The following is a 22,097-nucleotide window of genomic DNA, read 5'->3' as shown; positions in this document are numbered from 1 at the left end:
TTCGAACCGGACGCGCCGAACTGTCTGAACCCCGCCTGACTGAACATCGCCGCAAGGAGCCACCCTATGCCGTTCAAAGCCACCGACTATCTGCCCTACGATTTTGCAAACCGCCGCCACATCGGTCCCTCCCCCGATGAAATGGGCGACATGCTGAAACTGCTCGGGACAGGGTCGCTCGACGCGCTGATTGACGAAACCGTACCGGATGAGATCCGCCGCAAGGAGCCTCTGGTCTGGGAACGGGCCAAATCAGAACGCGAAGTGCTTTATCACATGCGCCGCACAGCGGAGAAAAACAAGGTTCTGCACTCGCTGATCGGTCAGGGGTATCACGGCACAGTGACACCGCCAGCAATCCAGCGCAATATTCTGGAAAATCCGGCGTGGTACACGGCCTATACGCCCTACCAGCCCGAAATCTCTCAGGGGCGGCTTGAGGCGCTGTTGAACTTCCAGACTATGGTTTGTGACCTGACAGGTCTTGAAATCGCCAATGCGTCCCTGCTGGATGAATCCACCGCCTGCGCCGAAGCCATGACGATGGCCCAGCGGGTCGCCAAATCCAAATCCAAGGCGTTCTTTATTGACGAGAACTGCCACCCTCAGAACATCGCAGTGATGCGAACACGGGCGGAACCGCTGGATATCGAACTGGTGATTGGCGACCCTGAAGCCGATCTGGACGCAACCGCTGTGTTTGGCGCGATCTTCCAGTATCCGGGCACTTACGGGCATCTGCGCGATTTCACCGACCAGATTTCAGCGCTGCACGATGCCAAGGCCATTGGTGTGATCGCCGCCGATCCGCTGTCCCTGACCCTGCTGAAAGAACCGGGTGCAATGGGGGCGGATATTGCTGTTGGCTCCACCCAGCGTTTTGGTGTTCCCGAAGGTTACGGCGGTCCGCACGCGGCTTATATGGCAACGAAAGAGGCATATAAACGCGCGATGCCGGGCCGTCTGGTGGGTGTGTCTATTGATGCACGGGGCAACCGCGCCTACCGCCTTGCCCTGCAAACCCGCGAGCAGCACATCCGCCGCGAGAAAGCCACATCGAACGTCTGTACCGCACAAGCACTGCTGGCGGTGATGGCATCTATGTACGCTGTGTTCCACGGACCTGACGGGCTGCGGGCAATTGCCCAGCGCATCCACCGCAAGACCGTGCGCATGGCCGAAGGGCTGGAAAGCATGGGGCTGAAGGTTGAACCTGAAACCTTCTTTGACACGATCACGGTTGAAGTCGGCCACCTGCAATCGGTTATCATGCAATCAGGCGTGCAACACGGTCTGAACTTCCGCAAGGTAGGCGACACCAAAATCGGGATCACACTGGACGAACGGGTGCGCCCTGAAACCATCGAGGCCGTGTGGCAGTCCTTCGGGCTGACTCGCACAGACGAGGATTTCACCCCCCGTTACCGCGTGCCACAGAGCATGGTGCGAACGTCGGATTTCCTGACCCATCCGGTATTCCATATGAACCGCGCCGAACAGGAAATGACCCGCTACATGCGCCGTCTTGCGGACCGCGATCTGGCGCTGGATCGTGCGATGATCCCGCTTGGGTCCTGCACAATGAAGCTGAACTCTGCGGCGGAAATGATGCCGGTCACATGGTCTGAATTCTCGCTCATTCACCCCTTTGCCCCTGCGGACCAGACCGAAGGCTACAAGGAACTGATCGACGACCTGTCAGACAAACTGTGCCAGATCACCGGCTATGACGCGATTTCCATGCAGCCCAATTCGGGTGCGCAAGGGGAATACGCCGGCCTGCTGACGATCCGTGCTTATCACAAAGCCAACGGCGACGATCACCGCAACATTTGTCTGATCCCGACATCGGCACACGGCACAAACCCTGCTTCTGCACAGATGGTGGGCTATAAGGTGGTTGTGGTGAACTCGGCTGAAAACGGCGATATCGACGTAGAGGATTTCCGCAACAAGGCCGAGGCCGCCGGTGACAATCTGGCCGCCTGTATGATCACTTATCCCTCCACCCACGGCGTGTTTGAAGCCACCGTGACCGAAGTTTGCCAGATCACTCATGATTTTGGCGGTCAGGTCTACATGGACGGTGCCAATATGAACGCGATGGTTGGTGTATCCCAGCCCGGTAAAATCGGCGGGGATGTGTCCCACCTGAACCTGCACAAGACCTTCTGCATCCCGCACGGCGGCGGCGGGCCGGGCATGGGGCCAATCGGTGTAAAATCCCACCTGATCCCCCACCTGTCGGGCCATCTTGATGATGACAGCGGTTCGGGCGCTGTATCGGCTGCGCCATTCGGGTCTCCGTCCCTTTTGCCAATCAGCTGGGCCTACTGCCTGATGATGGGCGGCGAGGGTCTGACACAGGCGACCAAAGTGGCGATCTTGTCGGCCAACTACATCGCCAAGCGGCTCGAAGGGGCGTTTGATGTGCTTTACAAAGGACCAAACGGCCGCGTGGCCCATGAATGCATCATCGACACGCGCCCGCTGAAGGACAGCGCAGGCGTCACTGTGGACGATGTGGCCAAGCGCCTGATCGACTGCGGTTTCCACGCACCGACCATGTCCTTCCCTGTGCCTGGCACGCTGATGATCGAGCCGACAGAATCCGAAACCAAAGCCGAGTTGGACCGCTTTTGCGATGCAATGCTGGCGATCTATGCCGAGGCCAAGGACATTGAAGAAGGCCGCATCGACCGCGAGAACAACCCGCTGAAGAATGCGCCTCACACGGTGGAAGATCTGGTGGGTGACTGGGATCGCCCCTACACCCGCGAACAGGCCTGTTATCCTCCCGGTGCGTTCCGTGTGGACAAATACTGGTCCCCCGTGAACCGCGTCGATAACGCTTATGGGGATCGCAACCTGATCTGCGCTTGCCCACCTATGGAAAGCTATCAGGACGCGGCCGAGTAAAGCCACAAACCCCAAAGACAGGCGCGGCAACCCGCGCCTGTTTTGCGTTCAGAAGATGAAGTTTGACGCATCAAACGTGTCCACCTCAAAGGTCACACCGGAATAATCCCGCACCAGAATGATGTCCGCGTTGACCACAATCATCACCCCGTCGCACCAATCCATCACATCAATATCAGAGAACCGGTTGATGCCCGCGTAATTGGACAGGTCGATCATATCATTGTTGGGCCGCAAATCCGCCAGTTCGTCCGGCGTGTTATCCTCTACAAAGCGGAACACGTCTGCCCCGCCGCCCCCCAAAAGAACATCGCTCCCCTTACCGTCGATGATCACATCCGCGCCGCTGTTCCCTTCGATCAAATCATCCCCGTCCATGCCGTCAATGTAATCCGCCTCCCGCGATCCCTTCATCCAGTCCGCCCCCGCACTGCCGCGCATCACCGCCTCCAGCGCGCTCATGTCTATGGTGATCTGGGTAAAGCCGTGATCCGTGTCAGAGCTGACCAGCAGAACCACCTCCCCGTCGATCACCTCCACCGCCAGACCCGACGCATTGTCGAGCGTAATATCGTAAGTATCCGCCAACGTTCCCATGTGGCTCAGCGTACCGGAGGCGGAAAGTTCCAGCACGGAAATCCCGTCATCTGATCCCGCCACCACCAGAAAGCTGCGGTCGTCATACACGAAGCTTTCAATATGAGTGGCATTCTGAAAACGGGTATCAAGCGTGTCGAGCAAATGCTCCACCTCATGCAATTCACCGTCCGAAGCGACAGAGAACACCGTCAGGCTCGACGTGCCAGCGGAAGCCATGACCAGATAATCTACCCCTTCCACAGAAACCGCCAAAAGCGCTTGTGGTTTGGAAAACCCCGAACCGTCCGCGGGCGCTACATCGTCAATAAACTGCAAAGCACCATTGCTTTTAATCCGAAAACTGCTGAGCCCGGCATCAAAGGCCGAAGCCGCAAACAGATAATCGGTGCCTTCCACCTTTGCGCGGGCCATTGCACTGACATCCCCGAGAAACCGCTTTGATGTATCGGCGAAATGCGCTTCTTCCACCAAATCGAACCCCGCCCCGAAGCGGTAGCTCGTCAAACCGTCCGCACCGGCAAAAACAAAAGTCCCGCTGTCGATTTCGATTGCCAACGTCAGACCCAACCCAGCCATCGTACCCGCAGAACCGCTTGGCGCAAAATCACCACCGTCTGTGAAATTGTAAATAACGGCCTGATCTTCGTAGCGGGTGGCGGGGATCAATCCAACAGAACCGCCCAAGGTGACAAACGTCATATCCCAAACCGTCCGCGTACCGGAACTGTCGGTGAATCTTTGTGTGTCTAACACCTCCCCGATCTGTCCACCGGTGAAATCAAAGCTCGTAAGCGCACTATCCGCTGTGCTGGCAACAACCACAGTCCAGCCACGATCAAGGGCGACCAGATCGATATCCGACACCCCTTGCAGCAACAGCTTTTTGGTATCTGTCACTGTCGCCTCAACTTGAAAGGTTAACATTCCGGCACCGTTGGTTTGGCGCTGGGCTCCCCGATTTGGCAGTTGGAACCGTCGCGCATTACATCTGATGACCGGAGTGCGCGACAGATTTTAACAGAAACTTACTAGATCAATTTGTAGCTTTTACAACTTTTGGAAAAGCTAAAGTTAATGCCGGTCAATCTTGGCGGTAGGAAATTTTTTGCAATGAATTTATCGCTCTAACAAAATGTCGATATTCAAATTGTATTAAAGTTGGCAGAATGGCAGATGGTTAAAACGCCGACATACAACGCCAAAACGCTCCACCCAATTCGCCCAATTGGAGCGTTTCCGAAGAACGCTCCTTCAGCTTCAAAGAAAAACCCCCGCCGCCTTTTAAAATCTAGGCGACGGGGGTTTTGGAACTGTCTTTAACTTTTACAGTCTTGCGTCAGGTATTGAACAGGAAGTGCAAAACATCGCCGTCGGACACCACATAGGATTTCCCTTCGGCCCGCATTTTGCCCTTTTCCTTGGCACCCTGCTCTCCGCCATTGGCAACGAAATCGTCGTAGGCGATGGTTTCGGCACGGATGAAGCCCCGTTCGAAATCTCCGTGGATGACACCAGCGGCTTGCGGTGCGGCAGTGCCCACCGGAATGGTCCAGGCACGAGCCTCTTTCGGACCAACGGTGAAATAGGTTTGCAGGTCCAGCAATCCGTAACCCGCCTTGATCAGGCGTGCCAGTCCGGCCTCTTCCAGCCCCATCTCTTCAAGGAACATATCAGCCTCTTCGCCTTCAAGCTGGCTGATTTCTTCTTCAATCGCTGCTGAGATCACAACGCTCGCCGCGCCTTCCTCTTCGGCCATTTTCGCCACAGCCGCGGAATATTCGTTCCCTTCGGCAGCATTTTCTTCTTCTACGTTACACACATATAGAACCGGCTTGCTGGTCAGCATTTGCAGCATATCCCAAGCTTTGCGCTCGTCCTCTGCCACATCTACTGTGCGCGCGGGACGCCCCTCTTCCAGGGCGGCCTTGGCACGACGCAGCAGTGTGTCCGCCAGAACCGCATCCTTGTCGCCGCCTTTCAGCTTGCGCACCAGACCGGTCAGGCGTTTTTCGATGCTTTCCAGATCGGCCAGCATCAGTTCTGTTTCAATGGTCTGTGCGTCCTCAACAGGGTTCACACGGCCGTCAACATGGGTGATATCGTCGTCTTCAAAACACCGCAGCACATGGGCAATGGCATCACATTCGCGGATATTGGCGAGGAACTGGTTCCCAAGCCCCTCCCCCTTGCTCGCGCCTTTGACAAGACCCGCAATATCCACAAACGTCATCCGCGCTGGAATGATCTGCTTGGACTTGGCGATCTCTGCAAGCGTGTCCAGCCGTTTATCCGGTACAGACACCTCCCCCACGTTGGGTTCGATTGTGCAGAACGGGAAATTCGCCGCCTGCGCTGCTGCCGTCTTGGTGAGCGCGTTGAACAATGTGGATTTCCCCACATTCGGCATACCCACAATCCCAGTTTTAAAGCCCATTTCAGTCTCCGAAATTTGTTGTCGCCTTCTAGGCTGCAAAGGGCCGTTTCGCAACCCAGAAGACGCAAACCCCTTTGGGATTACCGGGGGTGGCAGGTCAAACGATCATGCGGGTCTCTCCTTCCACACGCACAGGGGCCCCTTTTGTGGCCAGCGGCGCGACAACCAAACGGGACGGCGCGCCCATATCCTCACCTTGGAAAATCGTGAACGGCGCATTACCCCGCCCAGTGTCGCGCAAGTATCCCGCCAGTGCGGCGGCAGCAGCCCCAGTTGCGGGATCTTCATAAACCCCGTGCCCCGCAAAGGCATTGCGGCTGTAAACGGTCTGGCTGTCCTGTCGGTAGATCAAATTGATCGTAACCAGCGCATGAGCCTGCATCAAAGCTGCGCCATCATCGAAAGAATAGGACATCTCGCGCAGCAAATCGTGGCTTCGCAGCGGCACCAACAGATGGCGTGCCCCGCCTTCAGCCAGTATAAGCTCCAGCCCGCTGTCCAGATCCTCTGTCGTCCATCCGAACAACTCAAGAACACCGGTTTTCAGGTCTTCGGGCGCGGTTTCCTGTCGGGTGTCAGGTGAGACTAGACGTGCCCCCCAAGCTGCGCCCGATTTGAAAGCCTCTACACTGATGTCCGCATCGTTGATGGAAAGCGAATAAACACCCTCTCCGTAGGCCGCCCCGAGTGCAGCGCCAAGGGCGATGGTGGCATGTCCGCAAAACGAGACTTCTGCCTCGGGCGCGAAATACCGCACCCGATATCCGTCATCTTGCGGTGCAGCGAATACCGTTTCCGAATACCCCACATCGGCGGCGATCTTTTGCATTTGCGCCACCGGCGGTAAGGCCGGAGCAATTACGACACCCGCCGGATTTCCACCAGCATCATTCAGTGAAAACGCAGCGATTCTTTGAATTTCCATAACAGGTTCCTATCGTTTGCTTTCTGCCCATCTAAGCGTGGGCCTTGACCTGCGCAAATGTCCATTTGTGGGCCCGAAGTTCACAAAAAGTGATCGAACCGGCTCGATCCTTGCATTGCCCCATTGAATTTAACGCGCTGCACGGGCATTCATCATCCAAACGAAAGAGGTATCACCATGTCACGTATCGACGCAAAATTCGCTGAACTGAAAGCTGCCGGAAAATCCGCGTTTGTTTCCTACATCATGGCCGGTGATCCAAATATGGACGCCTCTCTGGAAGTGATGAAAGGTCTACCGGACGCGGGCGTGGACATTATCGAACTGGGCGTACCCTTCACCGATCCGATGGCTGATGGTGCGACGATCCAATTGGCCGGCCAGCGGGCTCTTGCTGCGCAGATGACCCTGAAAAAAACCCTCGCCATGGCGGCAGAGTTTCGGAAGGGCGATGACACAACTCCGATCGTGCTGATGGGCTATTACAACCCGATCTATTACCACGGCGTGGACCAGTTCGTCACAGACGCCAAAGCCGCCGGTATCGACGGGCTGATCGTGGTGGACCTGCCCCCCGAAGAAGACGATGAACTCTGCCTGCCCGCCAATGCCGCCGGTTTGAACTTCATCCGCCTCGCAACGCCGACAACAGATGACAAACGCCTGCCCAAAGTGCTGCAAAACACCTCGGGCTTTATTTACTACGTGGCGATCAACGGCATCACTGGTTCGGGCTCCGCCAACGCGCAAACCGTAGGTGCCGAAGTGGCGCGGATCAAACAAAGCACAGACATCCCAGTCTGCATCGGTTTCGGGATCAAAACCCCGCAGGACGCACAAGAAATGGCAGCCGTTGCCGATGGCGCGGTGGTTGGTTCTGCGATTGTCGAAAAACTCGGCGCGGGTGAACCAGCAGCGGATGTTCTGGCCTTTGTCAGAACCCTCGCAGATGGCGTTCACGCCGCCTGATTCCCATTTTCCACCAATATCCCGGTGTCAAAGGGGCAGCGCCCCTTTGATTCCCCTCTGGCTTGGCGGTAAGTCTTCCGCTAAACCACGCAGCACGCTCCCACGCATCATAATCCAAGGCACGTATCTATGGCCCGCATCCTGATCACCTCCGCCATTCCCTATATCAACGGGATCAAACACCTCGGCAATCTCGTCGGCTCGCAATTGCCCGCCGATCTTTATGCCCGCTACAATCGCGCGCGCGGGAACGAGGTGATGTTCATTTGCGCCACGGACGAGCACGGCACACCGGCCGAACTGGCTGCGGCGAAAGCGGGTAAACCGGTTGAAGACTACTGCCGCGAGATGCACGCGGTGCAGTCCGAACTGGCCGAAGGGTTTCGCCTGTCTTTCGATCACTACGGACGGTCCTCTTCTGAACGCAACCACCGGCTGACCCAACATTTCGCGGGCAAACTGGCGGATGCCGGATTGATTGAGGAAGTGCTTGAAACGCAAGTCTACTCCAACGCCGATGGTCGCTTCCTGCCGGACCGCTATATTGAGGGCACCTGCCCCAACTGCGGATCTGAAGACGCGCGCGGCGATCAGTGCGAAGTCTGCACGAAACAGCTCGACCCGACTGACCTGATCAACCCCCGCTCTGCGATTTCCGGCTCGACCGATCTGGAAGTGCGCGAGACAAAGCACCTCTACCTGCGCCAATCCACCATGCGCGATCAATTGGACGAGTGGATCGACAGCAAAACAGATTGGCCGGTGCTGACCACCTCAATCGCCAAGAAATGGCTCCATGACGGTGACGGCCTGCGGGATCGCGGCATCACGCGGGATCTGGACTGGGGTATTCCTGTCAAACGGGGGACCAAAGACTGGCCCGGCATGGAAGGCAAGGTCTTCTACGTCTGGTTCGACGCCCCTATCGAATATATCGCAGGCACCGCCGAATGGGCAGATGCAAACGGTAAGACCGATGCGGATTGGGAACGCTGGTGGCGCACCGACAAAGGCGCGGATGATGTGAAATACGTCCAGTTCATGGGCAAGGATAACGTCCCCTTCCACACCCTCTCCTTCCCCGCCACAATCATGGGATCGGGGGAGCCTTGGAAACTGGTGGATTACATCAAATCCTTCAACTACCTGAACTACGACGGCGGCCAGTTCTCTACCTCCAAAGGGCGCGGTGTGTTCATGGATCAGGCGCTCGACATTCTGCCCAGCGATTACTGGCGCTGGTGGTTGTTGTCCCATGTGCCGGAATCCTCGGACTCCGAATTCACTTGGGAAAACTTCCAGTCTTCAGTGAACAAGGATCTGGCCGATGTGCTTGGCAACTTCGTGTCCCGCGTCACCAAGTTCTGCCGTTCCAAGTTCGGTGAAGTTGTTCCCGAAGGCCCTGCTTACGGCGCGGCCGAACACGCCGTGATCGACGCGCTGCAGGCCCGTCTGGACACCTACCAGTCCCACATGGAGGCGATGGAAATCCGCAAAGCTTCGAACGAGCTGCGGGCGATCTGGACCCTTGGCAATGAATACCTACAAGACGCCGCCCCTTGGTCCAAATTTAAGGAAGACCCCGAGGCCGCTGCAACATCTGTGCGCTTCGCACTGAACCTTATCCCGTTCTACGCCACCTTGTCCGAACCGTTCATTCCGGATGCAGCGGCAACAATGCTGACAGCGATGAATGCCAAAGCCGACTGGCCCGAAAGCGCGGCCGATGCCCTGAACGCGCTGCCAGCCGGACATGCCTTCACCGTACCCGAAGTGATGTTCGCCAAAATCACAGACGACGCACGGGACGAAATGCAAACCCGCTTCGCTGGCAATTCCTAATACCCGCCGGGTTTCAATGTTCCAAAAATACTCATAAAAAAAGGGGGCTGCGGCCCCCTTCTTCAATTCTTAATACTGGAAAAGACGCTAAGCCCATTCCCAAGGGTTGATAAAACCGCCCAGCACGTCCGCAACCTGCGAATCTGTCACGGATGGGTCGGATTTCTTCAACTGGGCCACAAGACCCCGTTTTTTATCCTCAACAACTTCAGCCACAGAAGCGCCAACACCTGCATCCGCAAGAGCAGCATCATAAACCCGCGTGATTGCCTTGCGCCGCAGGTCAGGTTTAAAGATTTTACCCACGGCGGTTTTTGGCAATTCGTCCAGAATTTCGATGTATTTCGGCTGGGCCGCACGCTCTGGCACATGCTCGTTTGCGAAGGCCATCAGGTCCTGAACCGAAGCCGAAGCCCCTTCCACAAGCTCGACATAGGCGCAAGGCAGCTCACCCGCGTGGGCATCCGGTTGGCCAATAGCACCCGCAAAGGCTACATCTTTATGACCAGCCAGCGCCTCTTCGATCAACGCGGGATCAATGTTGTGACCGCCCCGAATAATCAAATCCTTCGCCCGTCCTGTGATCCAAAGATAGCCGTCACTGTCAAACCGTCCAAGATCGCCAGTGCGCAGGTGGGTGCCTCCGGCAAACAGGCCAACATTCTTGGAAGCATCCGTGTAGGTCTCGCCCACCATCACGCCGGGATTGTTGACGCAAATCTCGCCAACCTCATCGACGCCACATTCCTTTTTGATGGTACCGTCTTCGGAACAATCAAGAATTTTCACATCCGTATAAGGATAACGCAGACCCACAGAGCCGATTTTCTTCTCACCGTATTTCGGGTTGCCAGACACCAGACAGGTGGCTTCGGTCATGCCGTAGCCTTCCAGAATTTCAACGCCGGTCACATCCTGAAAACGGCGGAACAGCTCGACAGGCAGCGGGGAAGACCCGCACATCGCACCTTCCAGCGTCGAAATATCCGCGTCTACAGGGCGCTGCATCAGCGCAGCGGCAGCAGTGGGAACTGTGACCATATACGTAGCTTTATAACGTTCTACCAGCTTCCAGAAGTTATCAAACACCCCGTCGCCGCGATACCCCGCAGGGGTCGGGAAGACGATATGCGCGCCCGAGGTGATCATTGCGGCCCAGAACACGTGGGCGGCCATAACGTGGAACATGGGCAGCGGACAGATCACGATGTCGGTCTCTTTCAGCAGCATCAAACTGCCGAGCATCCCGTTGTACAGAATACCGGAATGCCGGTGTTGCGCGATTTTCGGCATGCCTGTGGTGCCACCGGTGTGGAAATAGGCGCAGAAGGGATCGTTCATATCCTCTTGGAAGGTCAGCTTGTCACCGGGTTGTGCTGCCAGTGCCTTATTAAAGTCGAGCACTTTGGCATTGTGTTTCGCCTCTACTTTCGGGCGCACCAAGGGCACGATAAACTTCTTCAAACCCGTCAAATGGGTCAGCAGGTCCACTTCAACAATGGTTTCTACATTGGGGGCCTGTGCCACCGCTTCGGCAGCCAGTTGCGCCACTTCAACCTTGGGGAACGCCTTAAGCGTTACCAGAACTTTGGCGCCGGTTTCGCGCAACAGGGCCGCGATCTGGTCGGGCTTCAGTGTCGGGTTGATCGGCGCAACGATACCTGCGGTCATCCCGCCCATCATGGTGATTGCGGTTTCGTGGGTTGTGGGCAGCAGATACGCCACCACATCGTTAGGCCCCACGCCAAGAGACCGAAACAGATTGGCGGCCTGCGTGACCTTTTGTTTGGTCTCGTTCCATGTCAGCGTGATGTTGGGATCGGTCGGACCGGACAACAACTGAAAGCTGACCGCCGCCCGGTTGCCATTGGCTTCGCAGGTTTGTTCCAGCCGTTCATAAACAGTGCGCGCAGTCCATCGGTCCTCGACCGGCATTTCGGATTCGATTTCAATAACGGATGCCAGATCACGTAAGATGGCCATGAATTTATCCTCCCAGAAAGGCGTTCGGGCGCCTGTATTTTCGGCTCATAGCATGGGGCTAAAATCCCTGTAGGGCAAGGTTTACGCTGGGGAAAAAACGAAACTTGACGCGAGCATGTTTCCGACCCTTATTTTAGGCGCAAACACGCCGATGAAATTATAGGCTGCTTAAGCGCAAATCACGCAAGACATCCGGTGAAGTGTTACCCTGTTTGGACAGACTGGGCTGCCACGGATCTGGCCTCATCACCCTGCAAATATGAAGCTTCATATATGAAGCGTGTTGTATGAAGCTTCATTTAAGACGCTTCATATTTGCAGGGTCTTAAATGGAATTTACATGCGATATCAGTCCTTTAATTTTATATAAATGCACCGGCGCAAAGAAAAACCCCGCCTGACAAGACGGGGTTTATAGTCGTTGCAATCTACGCTTATGACCGGCGTGCTGAGCGCCCGGACGCGCAGATCAGGCCATAGGGATCCGCAGAACCTGACCGGGATAAATCTTGTCGGGGTGGGACAGCATTGGCTTGTTTGCTTCAAAAATCTCGTTGTAACGGTTCCCGTCACCCAGTGCCTTTTGTGAAATCGCCCAGAGCGTATCACCCTTCTCGACTGTGTGGAACACAGGATCATCCCCGCCCACACTGTCGTCCACCGCAGCCACGCCTTCGACGTTGCCCACGGCGAGAATGACTTTCTCTTTCATTTCTTGGCTGACAGCCGTTCCGGCAACGGAAACCGTGTCGCCGTCCACCTTGATATCGAGCCCAGAGGCATCCAGACCAAGATCCGCGATCTCTTTTTTCAAAGCATCTTCCGCCGGAGCCGCTTCCGCAGCGCCCCCGAATACCGATTTACCGGCATCCTTCACAAAACTCCAAAGTCCCATAAATCTCTCCTACAAAGTTGGTTGGCGAAAATGCCTGCGGCCACCATTGGCCAGTCTGCGGGGGGATCAAAATAATCCCCCAACGGTGAAATCCTAATACAATCCGCCCGATGACAACGATCCGAACGATGCTTTCGGCGGGATCACTTTCTGCTGGCCGGTGGATGTGGTTATTACGGTTTCCGAGTCATCCTCACCGCGCCCGTAAAGCTGCAAATCCTCGCCCATTGCGAAGCCCCCGTCGATGATGCTGAACATACCATATTCCGGCTCTTCGCCCATGCGGAACAATTCGGATACCACATTAGGTCCGGTGGCATCCGGTGGCAGGCGCGCGCCTGAGTAGCGGTCAAATTTAATAAAGCGTGTGTTGGGCGGCACTTCAAAATCGGAAGAACCGTAAAGCTTGATCGCTTTTTTCATAAAGCTGTTGAAAACCGGACCACACATGCCACCGCCAGAGGCGCCGCGTCCAAGGGCACGGGGCCGATCATAGCCAAGGTAACACCCCGCAACAATGTTCGGGGTAAAGCCCACAAACCACACGTCCTTCGCATCATTTGTTGTACCTGTCTTACCCGCAACTGGCACGCCGAGCTTCACCGTCCCACTCGCGGTACCGCGTTCCACGACGCCCCGCATCATGGACGTAAGCTGATAGGCGGTTACAGCATCCATCACCCGCTCGCGGTTGGAAACGATGCGCGGCGACACGCCCTCCTCCAGAGAGGCCAATTCGCACCCTTCGCAGTCGCGCTTGTCGTGACGATAGATCGTCTTCCCCCAACGATCCTGCACACGGTCCACCAATGTTGGTTCAACCCGCTCCCCGCCGTTGGCGAACATTGCGTAGGCTGCAACCATCTTGAATAAGGTTGTCTCCTGCGAACCGAGCGCATTCGCAAGGTATTCGCCCATATCGTCGTAAACCCCGAACCGTTCGGCGTAATCTGCGACCACATTCATACCCACATCCTGCGCCAGCCGGATGGTCATCAGGTTACGGGACCGTTCAATCCCCACCCGTAATGGGGCCGGACCGTAGAATTTATTCGACGCATTCTTTGGTCGCCACAAACCCTGCGGTGTTTGTACTTCGATCGGGGCATCCACCACGATGGTGGACGGGCTATATCCACTGTCTAGCGCGGAAGCGTAAACAAAGGGTTTAAAAGATGAACCTGGCTGGCGCGTCGCCTGTGTTGCGCGGTTGAACACGGAGGCTTGATAGGAAAAGCCACCCTGCATCGCCAGAACACGACCTGTGTTGGTGTCCATTGCCATGAAACCACCCTGAATGCGGGGAATCTGGCGCAAGCTCCAGCGGACAAAGGACCCGTCGCTGTCTTTGGTAACGGCCCGCACATAGATCACATCGCCAACAGACAACAAATCCGCAGGCTTATTCGCCCGCTTGCCTGCCCGCCCGTTGTCCAGCAGCGGGCGCCAGTTGAACTCTTGCTTGGGAAGGAAGTGACCGTCTTCGTCCTCTTCCACCCCTTCAATCCCGATCCGTGCGGATGTATCGCCCAGCTCTAGCACCACGGCGGGATGCCAACCTTCAATATCTCGCGGCGTATTTACATCGCGCAGTGCGTCGCGCCATTCTGCCTCAGAGCCGAGCTTTGCAGGCTCTATCTTGCCAGCAGGCCCGCGATAAATGCCAAGATTGCGGTCGTATTTTTCCAGTCCGGCCCGCAACGATTTCGCCGCCTCTTTCTGAAGCACCGGATCCATAGTGGCACGGATGCTCAGGCCACCGCCGAAGAACTCGTCCTCGCCAAAGTCACCCGACAGTTGGCGGCGGATTTCATCGGTAAAGTAGTCCCGTGGCGGGCGTTCTGCGCGCGAGGATGTGAAATCCCCGGATTGCACGGTTAACAGATCGCTCGCTTCTGCGGTGTTGTAAGTGGTTTCATCTATATAACCGTTCTCGTACATCTGGCCGAGCACATAGTTTCGCCGCGCGATCGCCCGTTCTTTCTGGCGCACCGGATGATAGTCACTGGGCGCCTTGGGCAGAGCCGCAAGGTACGCTGCCTCTGCCACTGTGACCTCTTCGAGGTTCTTGCCGAAATACGTATCTGCCGCCGCGGTCACCCCGTAAGAATTCTGACCGAGAAAAATCTCGTTAAGATACAATTCGAGGATTTTATCCTTATCGAGTGTCTCTTCAAGCCGCGTCGCAAGGATGATCTCTTTGATTTTCCGTTCAAAAGACCGCGATCCGTCCAGAAGGAAGTTTTTCATCACCTGCTGTGTGATGGTGGAAGCCCCGCGCAACCGCCCACCTTGTGCCGCATCCAGCGCGGCCTTAACGATCCCTTGTAGGTCATAGCCCTTGTGTTCGTAGAAATGTTTGTCTTCGGCGCTTACGAATGCCTGCTTTACAACGTCCGGCACTTCATCTGCGGGGGTGAACATCCGCCGTTCATGGGCAAATTCGTCCATGACCTTACCTTCACCGGAATAGACGCGGCTGATGGTGGCAGGTTCATAGCTGGCGAGCGCCTGATGGTCCGGCAGATCGCGGCCGTACATCCAAAAGACCGCACCCACAGCAACGACGACCATGACAGCACCGATGGTTAAGCCGCTGAAAATCCAGCCAAATATGTTTAGTATAAAACGCAGCACCCGCGCGACTCCCCAACTCTTGCAAGGTATCTTACCAACCCGCATGACACGGGTCAAAGCAGCCCTGAAGCTGATTTGGCTCAAACTCGCCCAAATACGACTTGTTGAAGCTGATTTAGGGGTTTTGCGCGAAAGATAAAGGGATTCTTTTACGTGCCCGTCAATCCTTCCTGAACACCAAGGGCGCCCCCGCCATTACTGGCGCAGCAGGCGGCCTTGTGCAGCGTCCTCTACGGTCCAGTCGTCCAGGGCGTTAAGGATGCCCGCAATCACCTGTCCCCGCCAGCGCGCAGTCAGCAGATTGTTAAGGTCACTTTTGTTAGACATAAAGCCCAGTTCTACCAGAACCGACGGGATGTCCGGGGCTTTGAGCACGGTAAAACCTGCGCTCAGGTGAGGTCTTTTGCGGATGCGGCCAACGGATTTTGCGATCCCGTTTACCAGCATCTCCGCTAGCATATCACTGCGCACACCGGTCTCTCGTTGGGCCATGTCCATCAGCACTGCAGCGATCTGGTCGTCCTGATTGCTCAGGTCCACCCCAGCGAGCAAATCCGAACGGTCGTGTTGTTCTGCCAGTTGCGCCGCCATCGTTGATGACGCTTTAGCTGATAGGGTGTAAACCGTTGTTCCCGTTGCACTTCCTTCTGCCAGAGCGTCGGCATGAATGGAAAGGAACACATCCGCACCCAACGCCCGCGCCACAGAAATCCGGTCTGGCAGCGAAAGGAAAACATCCTCCGAGCGGGTTAGCTTGGCCTGAAACCTCCCCGTGCGGATGAAAGCTTCTTGCAGTTCCCGCGCAAATTGCAACACGAGGTCCTTTTCCTCATAACCGTCACGTTCAGCCCCGCCGTCTACGCCGCCGTGACCGGGGTCAATTACGACCACCACCGGCCGGTCGCCCAACTGGCGCTGCTTTGGCTTGCCCGCCTCTGTCGGTTTGGGCAGGGCCCAGCCGTCCTCTTCCCGCTTGGCTGATTTCAGGGCAAATTCTTCCTGACCGGCAGAGGCCATGCGAACGTCCAGCACCGCAGTGCCGCGTACGTCATCCACCCGCATTTCGGCCTTTTGCGGCAGAATCGGATAGGCCAGATCAAGCACCAGTCGCGACCAGCCGGGCCGGAAAATGCCATAGCGTAGGCCTTTAACCACATCACTTTGATCGACGTGACCGGGTTCAAAGCCGCTCCAGTCGATTTCTTTGAAATCAAATACAATGCGTGGCGGATCGTTCAGAGCAAAGACCCGATACGGCACCGGCTGGGATAATTGCAATCTCAGATTGACGGTATCTCCCGATCCGTCCTTTATAGTGGAGCGCGACACATCAACTCGCGCAAGCGCCTGTAAATCCTGCGCCAAAACAGGGTGAACCCCTGCCAGCACCACACCTGCAAACAGGGTCGCGCCAAGGACTGCCTGTCTGATAAAACCGCTGCTCATAATACCGCCTCGCCTCTTTTCCAGAGATCACTTTAACGGGAGTTTCCCGTGCTCGCACACCATAGCGCAGCTAAAAACCGATTGTAATTCCCCAATCCACCCCATAAGACTAATTTGTAACAGCGGTTCACAGAACCCCTGCTTAAACAGTTTCGCTGATGAAACGCGATGATGGTCTGGGCCCCAAGCGGCGCCCGCTGTCAGGATCGCCTTCACCGGCAAGGCCAACCGGCCACCCGAATTGCGCAGGCCGCGCCTTAACAGCAGAGCCCGCGCCAGAGCTTGGCATCCGACCATAAGGATGCTGGAGATAACCGCGATGAAACGCGTTGACTATGTTGACTACACGCAGGGAGCAGGCAAACCGCCTGCCCCGTTTTTGCGTCTGGACGACAGCGACGCCATTCAAATCGCCCCAATTTACCACGCAAACTCTACATCGGCTCCCCCTGGAAACAGCGGGGTCCGCCCCTGTGCGGACGTGCGTGCGAAAGATACACTATGGCTAAAAAGATGCTTATTGATGCCACCCACCCGGAAGAGACCCGGGTCGTGGTGGTCGATGGAAACAAGGTAGAAGAATTCGACTTTGAATCCGAAAACAAACGTCAGCTGGCTGGCAACATATATCTCGCAAAAGTAACACGGGTCGAACCTTCGCTTCAGGCGGCATTTGTAGATTACGGCGGAAACCGGCACGGGTTCCTCGCGTTTTCGGAAATCCACCCCGACTATTACCAGATTCCTGTGGCCGACCGCGAAAAGCTGCTGGCCGAAGAAGCCGAATACGCCAAGGCAATGGCCGAGGAAGAAAACCGCGAGAAGCCGAAACGCTCCCGTCGTTCGTCCCGTTCGAAAAAGAGCGAAGCCGCCAGTGATGGTGCAGCAACCTCTAAGGATGAAGTTATTTCATCTGACGTGATTGATCTGGACTCCGATGACTCCGGTCTGGTGGATGTGCCCGAGACCGGTGAAAAAGCGACTGCTTCACAGGCCGTTGATGACGCTCCTCAGGAAGCGGCAACAGATACGCCTGCGGTAGAGACAGACACTCCAGTCCCTGCTGAAGCGCAGGATGCTGTCGCAGCTACGCCGGAGCAAACAGAAGAAGCACCTGCCCAGTCTGAAGAAACACCAGACGAAGCCCCCATCGTGGAGCCTCAGGTCGAAGCTGTTGAAACAGACGACGCCACGGAAGAAGTCGAAACCGATGATGCCGAAGCGGAAGCAGACGATGTCCGCGCCGAATTCCGTCCCCGCAAACCACGGGCGCGGCGTTATAAGATTCAAGAAGTGGTCAAGGTTCGCCAGATCCTGCTGGTGCAGGTTGTCAAAGAGGAACGCGGCAATAAAGGCGCGGCACTGACGACTTATCTGTCGCTGGCAGGACGCTACTGTGTTCTGATGCCAAACACGGCCCGTGGGGGTGGTATTTCCCGTAAGATCACCAATGCCTCCGACCGTAAGAAACTCAAAGACATCGCGAACGAAATCGAAGTGCCGGAAGGCGCGGGTCTGATCATCCGAACCGCTGGCGCAAAACGCACCAAGACCGAGATCAAACGCGACTATGAATATTTGATGCGCCAGTGGGAACAGGTCCGCGACCTGACCCTGAAATCCATCGCCCCTGCGGGTATCTATGAAGAAGGCGATCTGATCAAACGCTCGATCCGTGACCTTTACAACCGCGACATTGACGAAATCTTCGTTGAGGGTGAAGCGGGCTACCGTGTGGCCAAAGAATACATGAAGATGCTGATGCCAAGCCACGCCACCCGCGTGCGCCATTATGCTGAAAGCCTGCCGCTGTTCGCGCGCTATCAGGTAGAATCCTACCTTGACGGTATGTTCAACCCGACCGTTCAGCTGAAATCCGGCGGGTATATCGTGATCGGCATCACCGAAGCACTGGTTGCCATCGACGTGAACTCCGGCAAATCCACCAAAGAAGGCTCGATCGAGGATACTGCACTGCGCACCAACCTTGAAGCCGCCGAAGAAGTGGCCCGCCAGTTAAAACTGCGCGACCTTGCCGGTCTGATCGTGATCGACTTTATCGATATGGAAGAACGCCGGAACAACGCTGCCGTTGAAAAACGTATGAAAGACCGGTTGAAAAACGACCGTGCGCGCATTCAGGTGGGTCGCATTTCGGGCTTTGGTCTGATGGAAATGTCCCGCCAGCGTCTGCGTCCCGGCATGCTTGAGGCGACCACACAGCCTTGTGCGGCCTGTCACGGCACCGGCCTCACCCGCTCGGATGACAGCATGGCGCTGTTGATCCTGCGCGAGCTGGAGGATGAAGGAACCCGCAAACGCACCCGCGAGGTTCTGGTCACAGCTCCTGTGGCGATTGCAAACTACCTGCTGAACGAGAAACGCGAACATATCGCCATGATCGAAGCCCGCTATGGCATGGCCGTGCGGATCGAAGCAGATATGCATCTGATCAGCCCTGATCATAAGATCGAGAAGTTCAAAACTTCCACACGTCGCATCCCCAAAGCACCGGTTCACGCGGCTGTCACCATCGACAGCATTGAGCCCTTTGAGGTTGAAGAAGAGGAACAAGCCCCAACAGCAAAGGCGAATAATGCGCCCGAAGCCGAGGCAGAAACCTCTGACGATCAGCCCAAGAAAAAGCGCCGGCGTCGTCGGCGTCGGGGCGGCAAAGATCGCAACGACTCCCAAAACGGCGAGAATGGCGACCAAAACGGCGCAGACGCTGCTGCCGGCGATGCAAAAGGCGAAGACACTGCCGCGCCGCAACAGGCCGACGATGCCAAATCCGGCGAGGCTGCTGGCGAAAAGCAGGATGCTCCGGCGAAGAAATCGCGCACCACGTCCCGTCGTCGCTCCTCTGCGAAATCCAAGGAGGAATCCAAAGACTCCGCAGCGACCGAAGATGCGGCGAATTCCGAAACAGGCGACGCACCTGCCGGGGATCAAAACGCCGAGCCTGCGGCTGAAGAAGCACCTGTGAAGGAAGCTGAAAAAGCTGCTAATCCAGCCGAAGAAAAACCGGTTAAGCCAGCGCGCAAACCCCGCACCCGCAAACCGGCTGCGGCCAAGGCAAACAAGGTCAAGGCAGATGCGCCAGTAGAACCTGAAAAACCGACTGAACCGGCAGCAGAGCCAAAAGCGGTGGAAACCGCAGCACCAGAGGCAGTCGCAGCGCCGCCCGCCCCTGCTGCTGCACCCGAAGCGGTTGAGATCCCGATCACCAAGGCACCTGCAGAACCGGAAACCGAAAAAGCGTCGGAACCCGAGGTGAAAGCCCAAGAGCCGGAAGCCCCCCCAGCCAAGCCCAAGCCAAAGCGCTCCGGCTGGTGGTCCCGCGCGACCGGCAAGTAAACCACGAGATACTGATTAGAAAAGGGGCCTACGCGGCCCCTTTTTACATTGGGAAAGGTGTGTTGAACCCGCCCAATATCTCCGCTACCCATAGCGCATCAAGATATTGTATTCCCAAGCTTAAAGATCCCGAAATGCGCCCACCAGCCAGCGACGAGCAATCCCAACCGCTAAAAGCCGCGATGTTCATGACCGGCGCCATGTTCAGTTTCACGCTCATGGCGGTTTCGGGACGCGAACTTGCCGCCTCGCTGGATACCTTTGAGATCATGACCTACCGTTCAGCCATCGGGCTGGTGGTTGTGCTGTGCCTCGCCGCGTTGAACGGCCGGATGGGGGAAATCTCGACCAACCGCCTTGGCCTGCATACTGTGCGCAACCTGTTCCATTTCACCGGACAGAACCTGTGGCTTTATGCACTGATCTACATCCCGCTGTCCCAGCTCTTCGCCTTTGAATTCACAAGTCCACTGTGGATTGCCCTGCTCGCCCCGTTGTTTCTGGGCGAAAAGATGAGCCGCACGCGCATCCTTTCGTTCATCCTCGGGTTTGTCGGCATCCTGATTGTCGCCCGCCCCGAAAGTGCGCCCATCACACTGGCCACAGGGGCCGCTGCAGCCTGTGCGGTCATGTTTGCGTTCACCACAATCGCCACCAAAAGCCTCAGCCGGACGGAACCCACCACGTCCATCATGTTCTGGTTAACCGCCATTCAAGGGGTTCTAGGGCTGGCCTGTGCGGGTTATGACATGGACATCACACTGCCGAGCCTTGCTGATTTGCCTTGGGTCTTCTTTGTCGGTCTTGGCGGCCTGATTGCGCACTACTGCATCACAACTGCGCTGAAACTCGCCCCCGCCACAATCGTCGCGCCGCTGGAATTCCTGCGCCTGCCCCTTGTCGCTGTGGTTGCGTTTTTCCTCTATGGCGAACCGTTGGTTGCTGCGATCTTCATTGGCGCAGCGCTCGTCTTTGGGGCGAATTACCTAAACATCCGCGCCGAGAACAAAGCCAACCTCGCCCGCTCCCGCGCAACCACGGTGTAATCTGCGAAATCCTCGCTTACCGCGTTGTATCCGAATGCCACTTTGCGCGGAATGCCAAGTCCGGTTTGGTGGGACGGCAATTCATCAACCACAAAAACTGGAGAGGTGCTGTAGACAGGCTTTAAATCAGTCGCAGACCGACCCAGAAATATCAGATAATCCGACCTAGGCGACAGAACAGGGGAAGACAGAGGGCGGCCTTGTGAAAGAGGCGCCCCCGTCTTAGTTTGCCCTAGCTGTTTGGCCGCACGCGGGCGGCGGTTTTGTTGGCAAAGGCTTCCAAACGTTCGCGGGCAGCGGACTGAGTGTTCACAATCCCACCCACAAAAGCCTCGGCATAGGCGGCGTCCATACCGGACATATTGTTCATGTGGCTGACCGCCGAACAGATTGCAAAGTTCGTCAGCGGCAGGTTCTGCGCTACTTTTTCAGCCAGTTCCATCGCCTTGTCAAAACTGCCGCCTTCTTCGGTGATGTATTGGGCAAGACCCAGATCAACGGCTTCCTGTCCCTGATACACCCGTCCAGTGAGGATCATGTCGATCATGCGATATTTACCGATCATATCCGAAACCCGGATTGTGGCGCCGCCACCGGTAAAGATCCCGCGCTGGCCTTCTGGCAGGGCAAAATAGGTGTTTGGATCAGCAACGCGCAGATGCGCGGCACTTGCCAGTTCCAGCCCGCCGCCGACAACCGCGCCGTTGAGTGCTGCAATGATCGGCACGCCGCCATACTCCATCTTGTTGAACGCTTCATGCCAGCGCAGACAGACGTGCATAAAATCATCAGGGCTGCGGTCGGCCTTCCAGTGTTCAACCAGATCAAGGCCCGCACAAAAGTGATCGCCTTCCCCTGCCAGCAACACAGCCCTGACGCCCGCCATTCGCGCGCCGCTGAAGAAACGGATCAGCTCCTCGATTGTCACCACATCCAGCGCGTTGCGCTTTTCGGGCCGGTTCAGTGTCACAACGTAAAGACCGTTGTCGCGCGCTGAAATTGAAAGGCGCTCATAGCTGTCTGGGTTTACAACGTCGTTCATAG

13 protein-coding genes are annotated in these 22,097 nt (G+C 56.5%); 5 read left to right on the top strand and 8 right to left on the bottom strand.

Translation table 11 applies throughout. From position 1 onward, the window contains the following. The first annotated feature begins 66 nt into the window (after positions 1-66). Positions 67-2,919, top strand: a complete 2,853-nt coding sequence (gcvP, locus tag IEX10_RS03280) for an aminomethyl-transferring glycine dehydrogenase (protein WP_188670854.1) — start codon at positions 67-69, stop codon at positions 2,917-2,919. 48 nt (positions 2,920-2,967) lie between these two features. Here the strand turns inward: gcvP and IEX10_RS03275 are convergent, their stop codons facing one another. The 3 genes from IEX10_RS03275 to IEX10_RS03265 form a co-directional block, all read right to left on the bottom strand. Then, positions 2,968-4,443: a hypothetical protein gene (locus IEX10_RS03275; protein ID WP_188670852.1), complete on the bottom strand. Its 1,476-nt coding sequence runs from the start codon at positions 4,441-4,443 to the stop codon at positions 2,968-2,970. 412 nt (positions 4,444-4,855) lie between these two features. Continuing rightward, on the bottom strand, positions 4,856-5,953 hold the full coding sequence (gene ychF / locus IEX10_RS03270) for a redox-regulated ATPase YchF (protein WP_188670850.1): 1,098 nt from the start codon (positions 5,951-5,953) through the stop codon (positions 4,856-4,858). A gap of 97 nt (positions 5,954-6,050) precedes the next feature. Then, positions 6,051-6,878: a PhzF family phenazine biosynthesis protein gene (locus IEX10_RS03265; protein ID WP_188670848.1), complete on the bottom strand. Its 828-nt coding sequence runs from the start codon at positions 6,876-6,878 to the stop codon at positions 6,051-6,053. Positions 6,879-7,055: 177 nt separating this feature from the next. On the opposite strand from IEX10_RS03265, the gene trpA reads away from it, so the two are divergent. Then, complete coding sequence (trpA, locus tag IEX10_RS03260; RefSeq protein WP_188670846.1) at positions 7,056-7,847, top strand: tryptophan synthase subunit alpha; 792 nt, start codon at positions 7,056-7,058, stop codon at positions 7,845-7,847. Positions 7,848-7,976: 129 nt separating this feature from the next. After that, positions 7,977-9,689, top strand: a complete 1,713-nt coding sequence (metG, locus tag IEX10_RS03255) for a methionine--tRNA ligase (RefSeq protein WP_188670844.1) — start codon at positions 7,977-7,979, stop codon at positions 9,687-9,689. A gap of 87 nt (positions 9,690-9,776) precedes the next feature. Here the strand turns inward: metG and IEX10_RS03250 are convergent, their stop codons facing one another. From IEX10_RS03250 to IEX10_RS03235, 4 genes are all read right to left on the bottom strand, one after another. Then, a complete protein-coding gene (locus tag IEX10_RS03250; RefSeq protein WP_188670842.1) occupies positions 9,777-11,672 on the bottom strand; it encodes an acyl-CoA synthetase in 1,896 nt (631 codons plus the stop codon). Between the two features lie 469 nt (positions 11,673-12,141). Continuing rightward, entirely contained in the window at positions 12,142-12,567 is a 426-nt protein-coding gene (gene lysM, locus IEX10_RS03245; RefSeq protein WP_188670840.1) for a peptidoglycan-binding protein LysM, read from the bottom strand. Between the two features lie 93 nt (positions 12,568-12,660). Then, entirely contained in the window at positions 12,661-15,204 is a 2,544-nt protein-coding gene (locus IEX10_RS03240) for a penicillin-binding protein 1A (protein ID WP_188670838.1), read from the bottom strand. Between the two features lie 195 nt (positions 15,205-15,399). Next, positions 15,400-16,650, bottom strand: coding sequence for an N-acetylmuramoyl-L-alanine amidase (locus IEX10_RS03235; RefSeq protein ID WP_188670837.1), 1,251 nt, complete (start codon positions 16,648-16,650; stop codon positions 15,400-15,402). A 501-nt stretch (positions 16,651-17,151) separates the two neighbouring features. Here IEX10_RS03235 and IEX10_RS03230 point away from each other — a divergent pair. Next, entirely contained in the window at positions 17,152-20,007 is a 2,856-nt protein-coding gene (locus IEX10_RS03230; protein ID WP_188670835.1) for a ribonuclease E/G, read from the top strand. Between the two features lie 134 nt (positions 20,008-20,141). Continuing rightward, on the top strand, positions 20,142-21,053 hold the full coding sequence (locus IEX10_RS03225) for a DMT family transporter (protein ID WP_188670833.1): 912 nt from the start codon (positions 20,142-20,144) through the stop codon (positions 21,051-21,053). Between the two features lie 232 nt (positions 21,054-21,285). Here the strand turns inward: IEX10_RS03225 and dmdD are convergent, their stop codons facing one another. Beyond that, complete coding sequence (gene dmdD, locus IEX10_RS03220) at positions 21,286-22,095, bottom strand: methylthioacryloyl-CoA hydratase (RefSeq protein ID WP_188670831.1); 810 nt, start codon at positions 22,093-22,095, stop codon at positions 21,286-21,288. Between the last annotated feature and the right edge of the window lie 2 nt (positions 22,096-22,097).

The sequence above is a fragment of the Neptunicoccus cionae genome (genome assembly GCF_014643735.1).
Lineage (GTDB): Bacteria > Pseudomonadota > Alphaproteobacteria > Rhodobacterales > Rhodobacteraceae > Amylibacter > Amylibacter cionae.
Note: the sequence above shows the minus strand (reverse complement) of the source record. Positions and strands in the feature narration are given on the sequence as shown.

Bases quoted from the DNA above. Each gene is read 5' to 3' on its own strand.
- lysM (WP_188670840.1), bottom strand. From the start codon at position 12,567: ATGGGACTTTGGAGTTTTGTGAAGGATGCCGGTAAATCGGTATTCGGG.
- IEX10_RS03225 (WP_188670833.1), top strand. From the start codon at position 20,142: ATGCGCCCACCAGCCAGCGACGAGCAATCCCAACCGCTAAAAGCCGCG.
- IEX10_RS03235 (WP_188670837.1), bottom strand. From the start codon at position 16,650: ATGAGCAGCGGTTTTATCAGACAGGCAGTCCTTGGCGCGACCCTGTTT.
- trpA (WP_188670846.1), top strand. From the start codon at position 7,056: ATGTCACGTATCGACGCAAAATTCGCTGAACTGAAAGCTGCCGGAAAA.
- metG (WP_188670844.1), top strand. From the start codon at position 7,977: ATGGCCCGCATCCTGATCACCTCCGCCATTCCCTATATCAACGGGATC.
- dmdD (WP_188670831.1), bottom strand. From the start codon at position 22,095: ATGAACGACGTTGTAAACCCAGACAGCTATGAGCGCCTTTCAATTTCA.
- gcvP (WP_188670854.1), top strand. From the start codon at position 67: ATGCCGTTCAAAGCCACCGACTATCTGCCCTACGATTTTGCAAACCGC.
- IEX10_RS03265 (WP_188670848.1), bottom strand. From the start codon at position 6,878: ATGGAAATTCAAAGAATCGCTGCGTTTTCACTGAATGATGCTGGTGGA.
- IEX10_RS03275 (WP_188670852.1), bottom strand. From the start codon at position 4,443: ATGTTAACCTTTCAAGTTGAGGCGACAGTGACAGATACCAAAAAGCTG.
- IEX10_RS03250 (WP_188670842.1), bottom strand. From the start codon at position 11,672: ATGGCCATCTTACGTGATCTGGCATCCGTTATTGAAATCGAATCCGAA.
- ychF (WP_188670850.1), bottom strand. From the start codon at position 5,953: ATGGGCTTTAAAACTGGGATTGTGGGTATGCCGAATGTGGGGAAATCC.
- IEX10_RS03230 (WP_188670835.1), top strand. From the start codon at position 17,152: ATGGCTAAAAAGATGCTTATTGATGCCACCCACCCGGAAGAGACCCGG.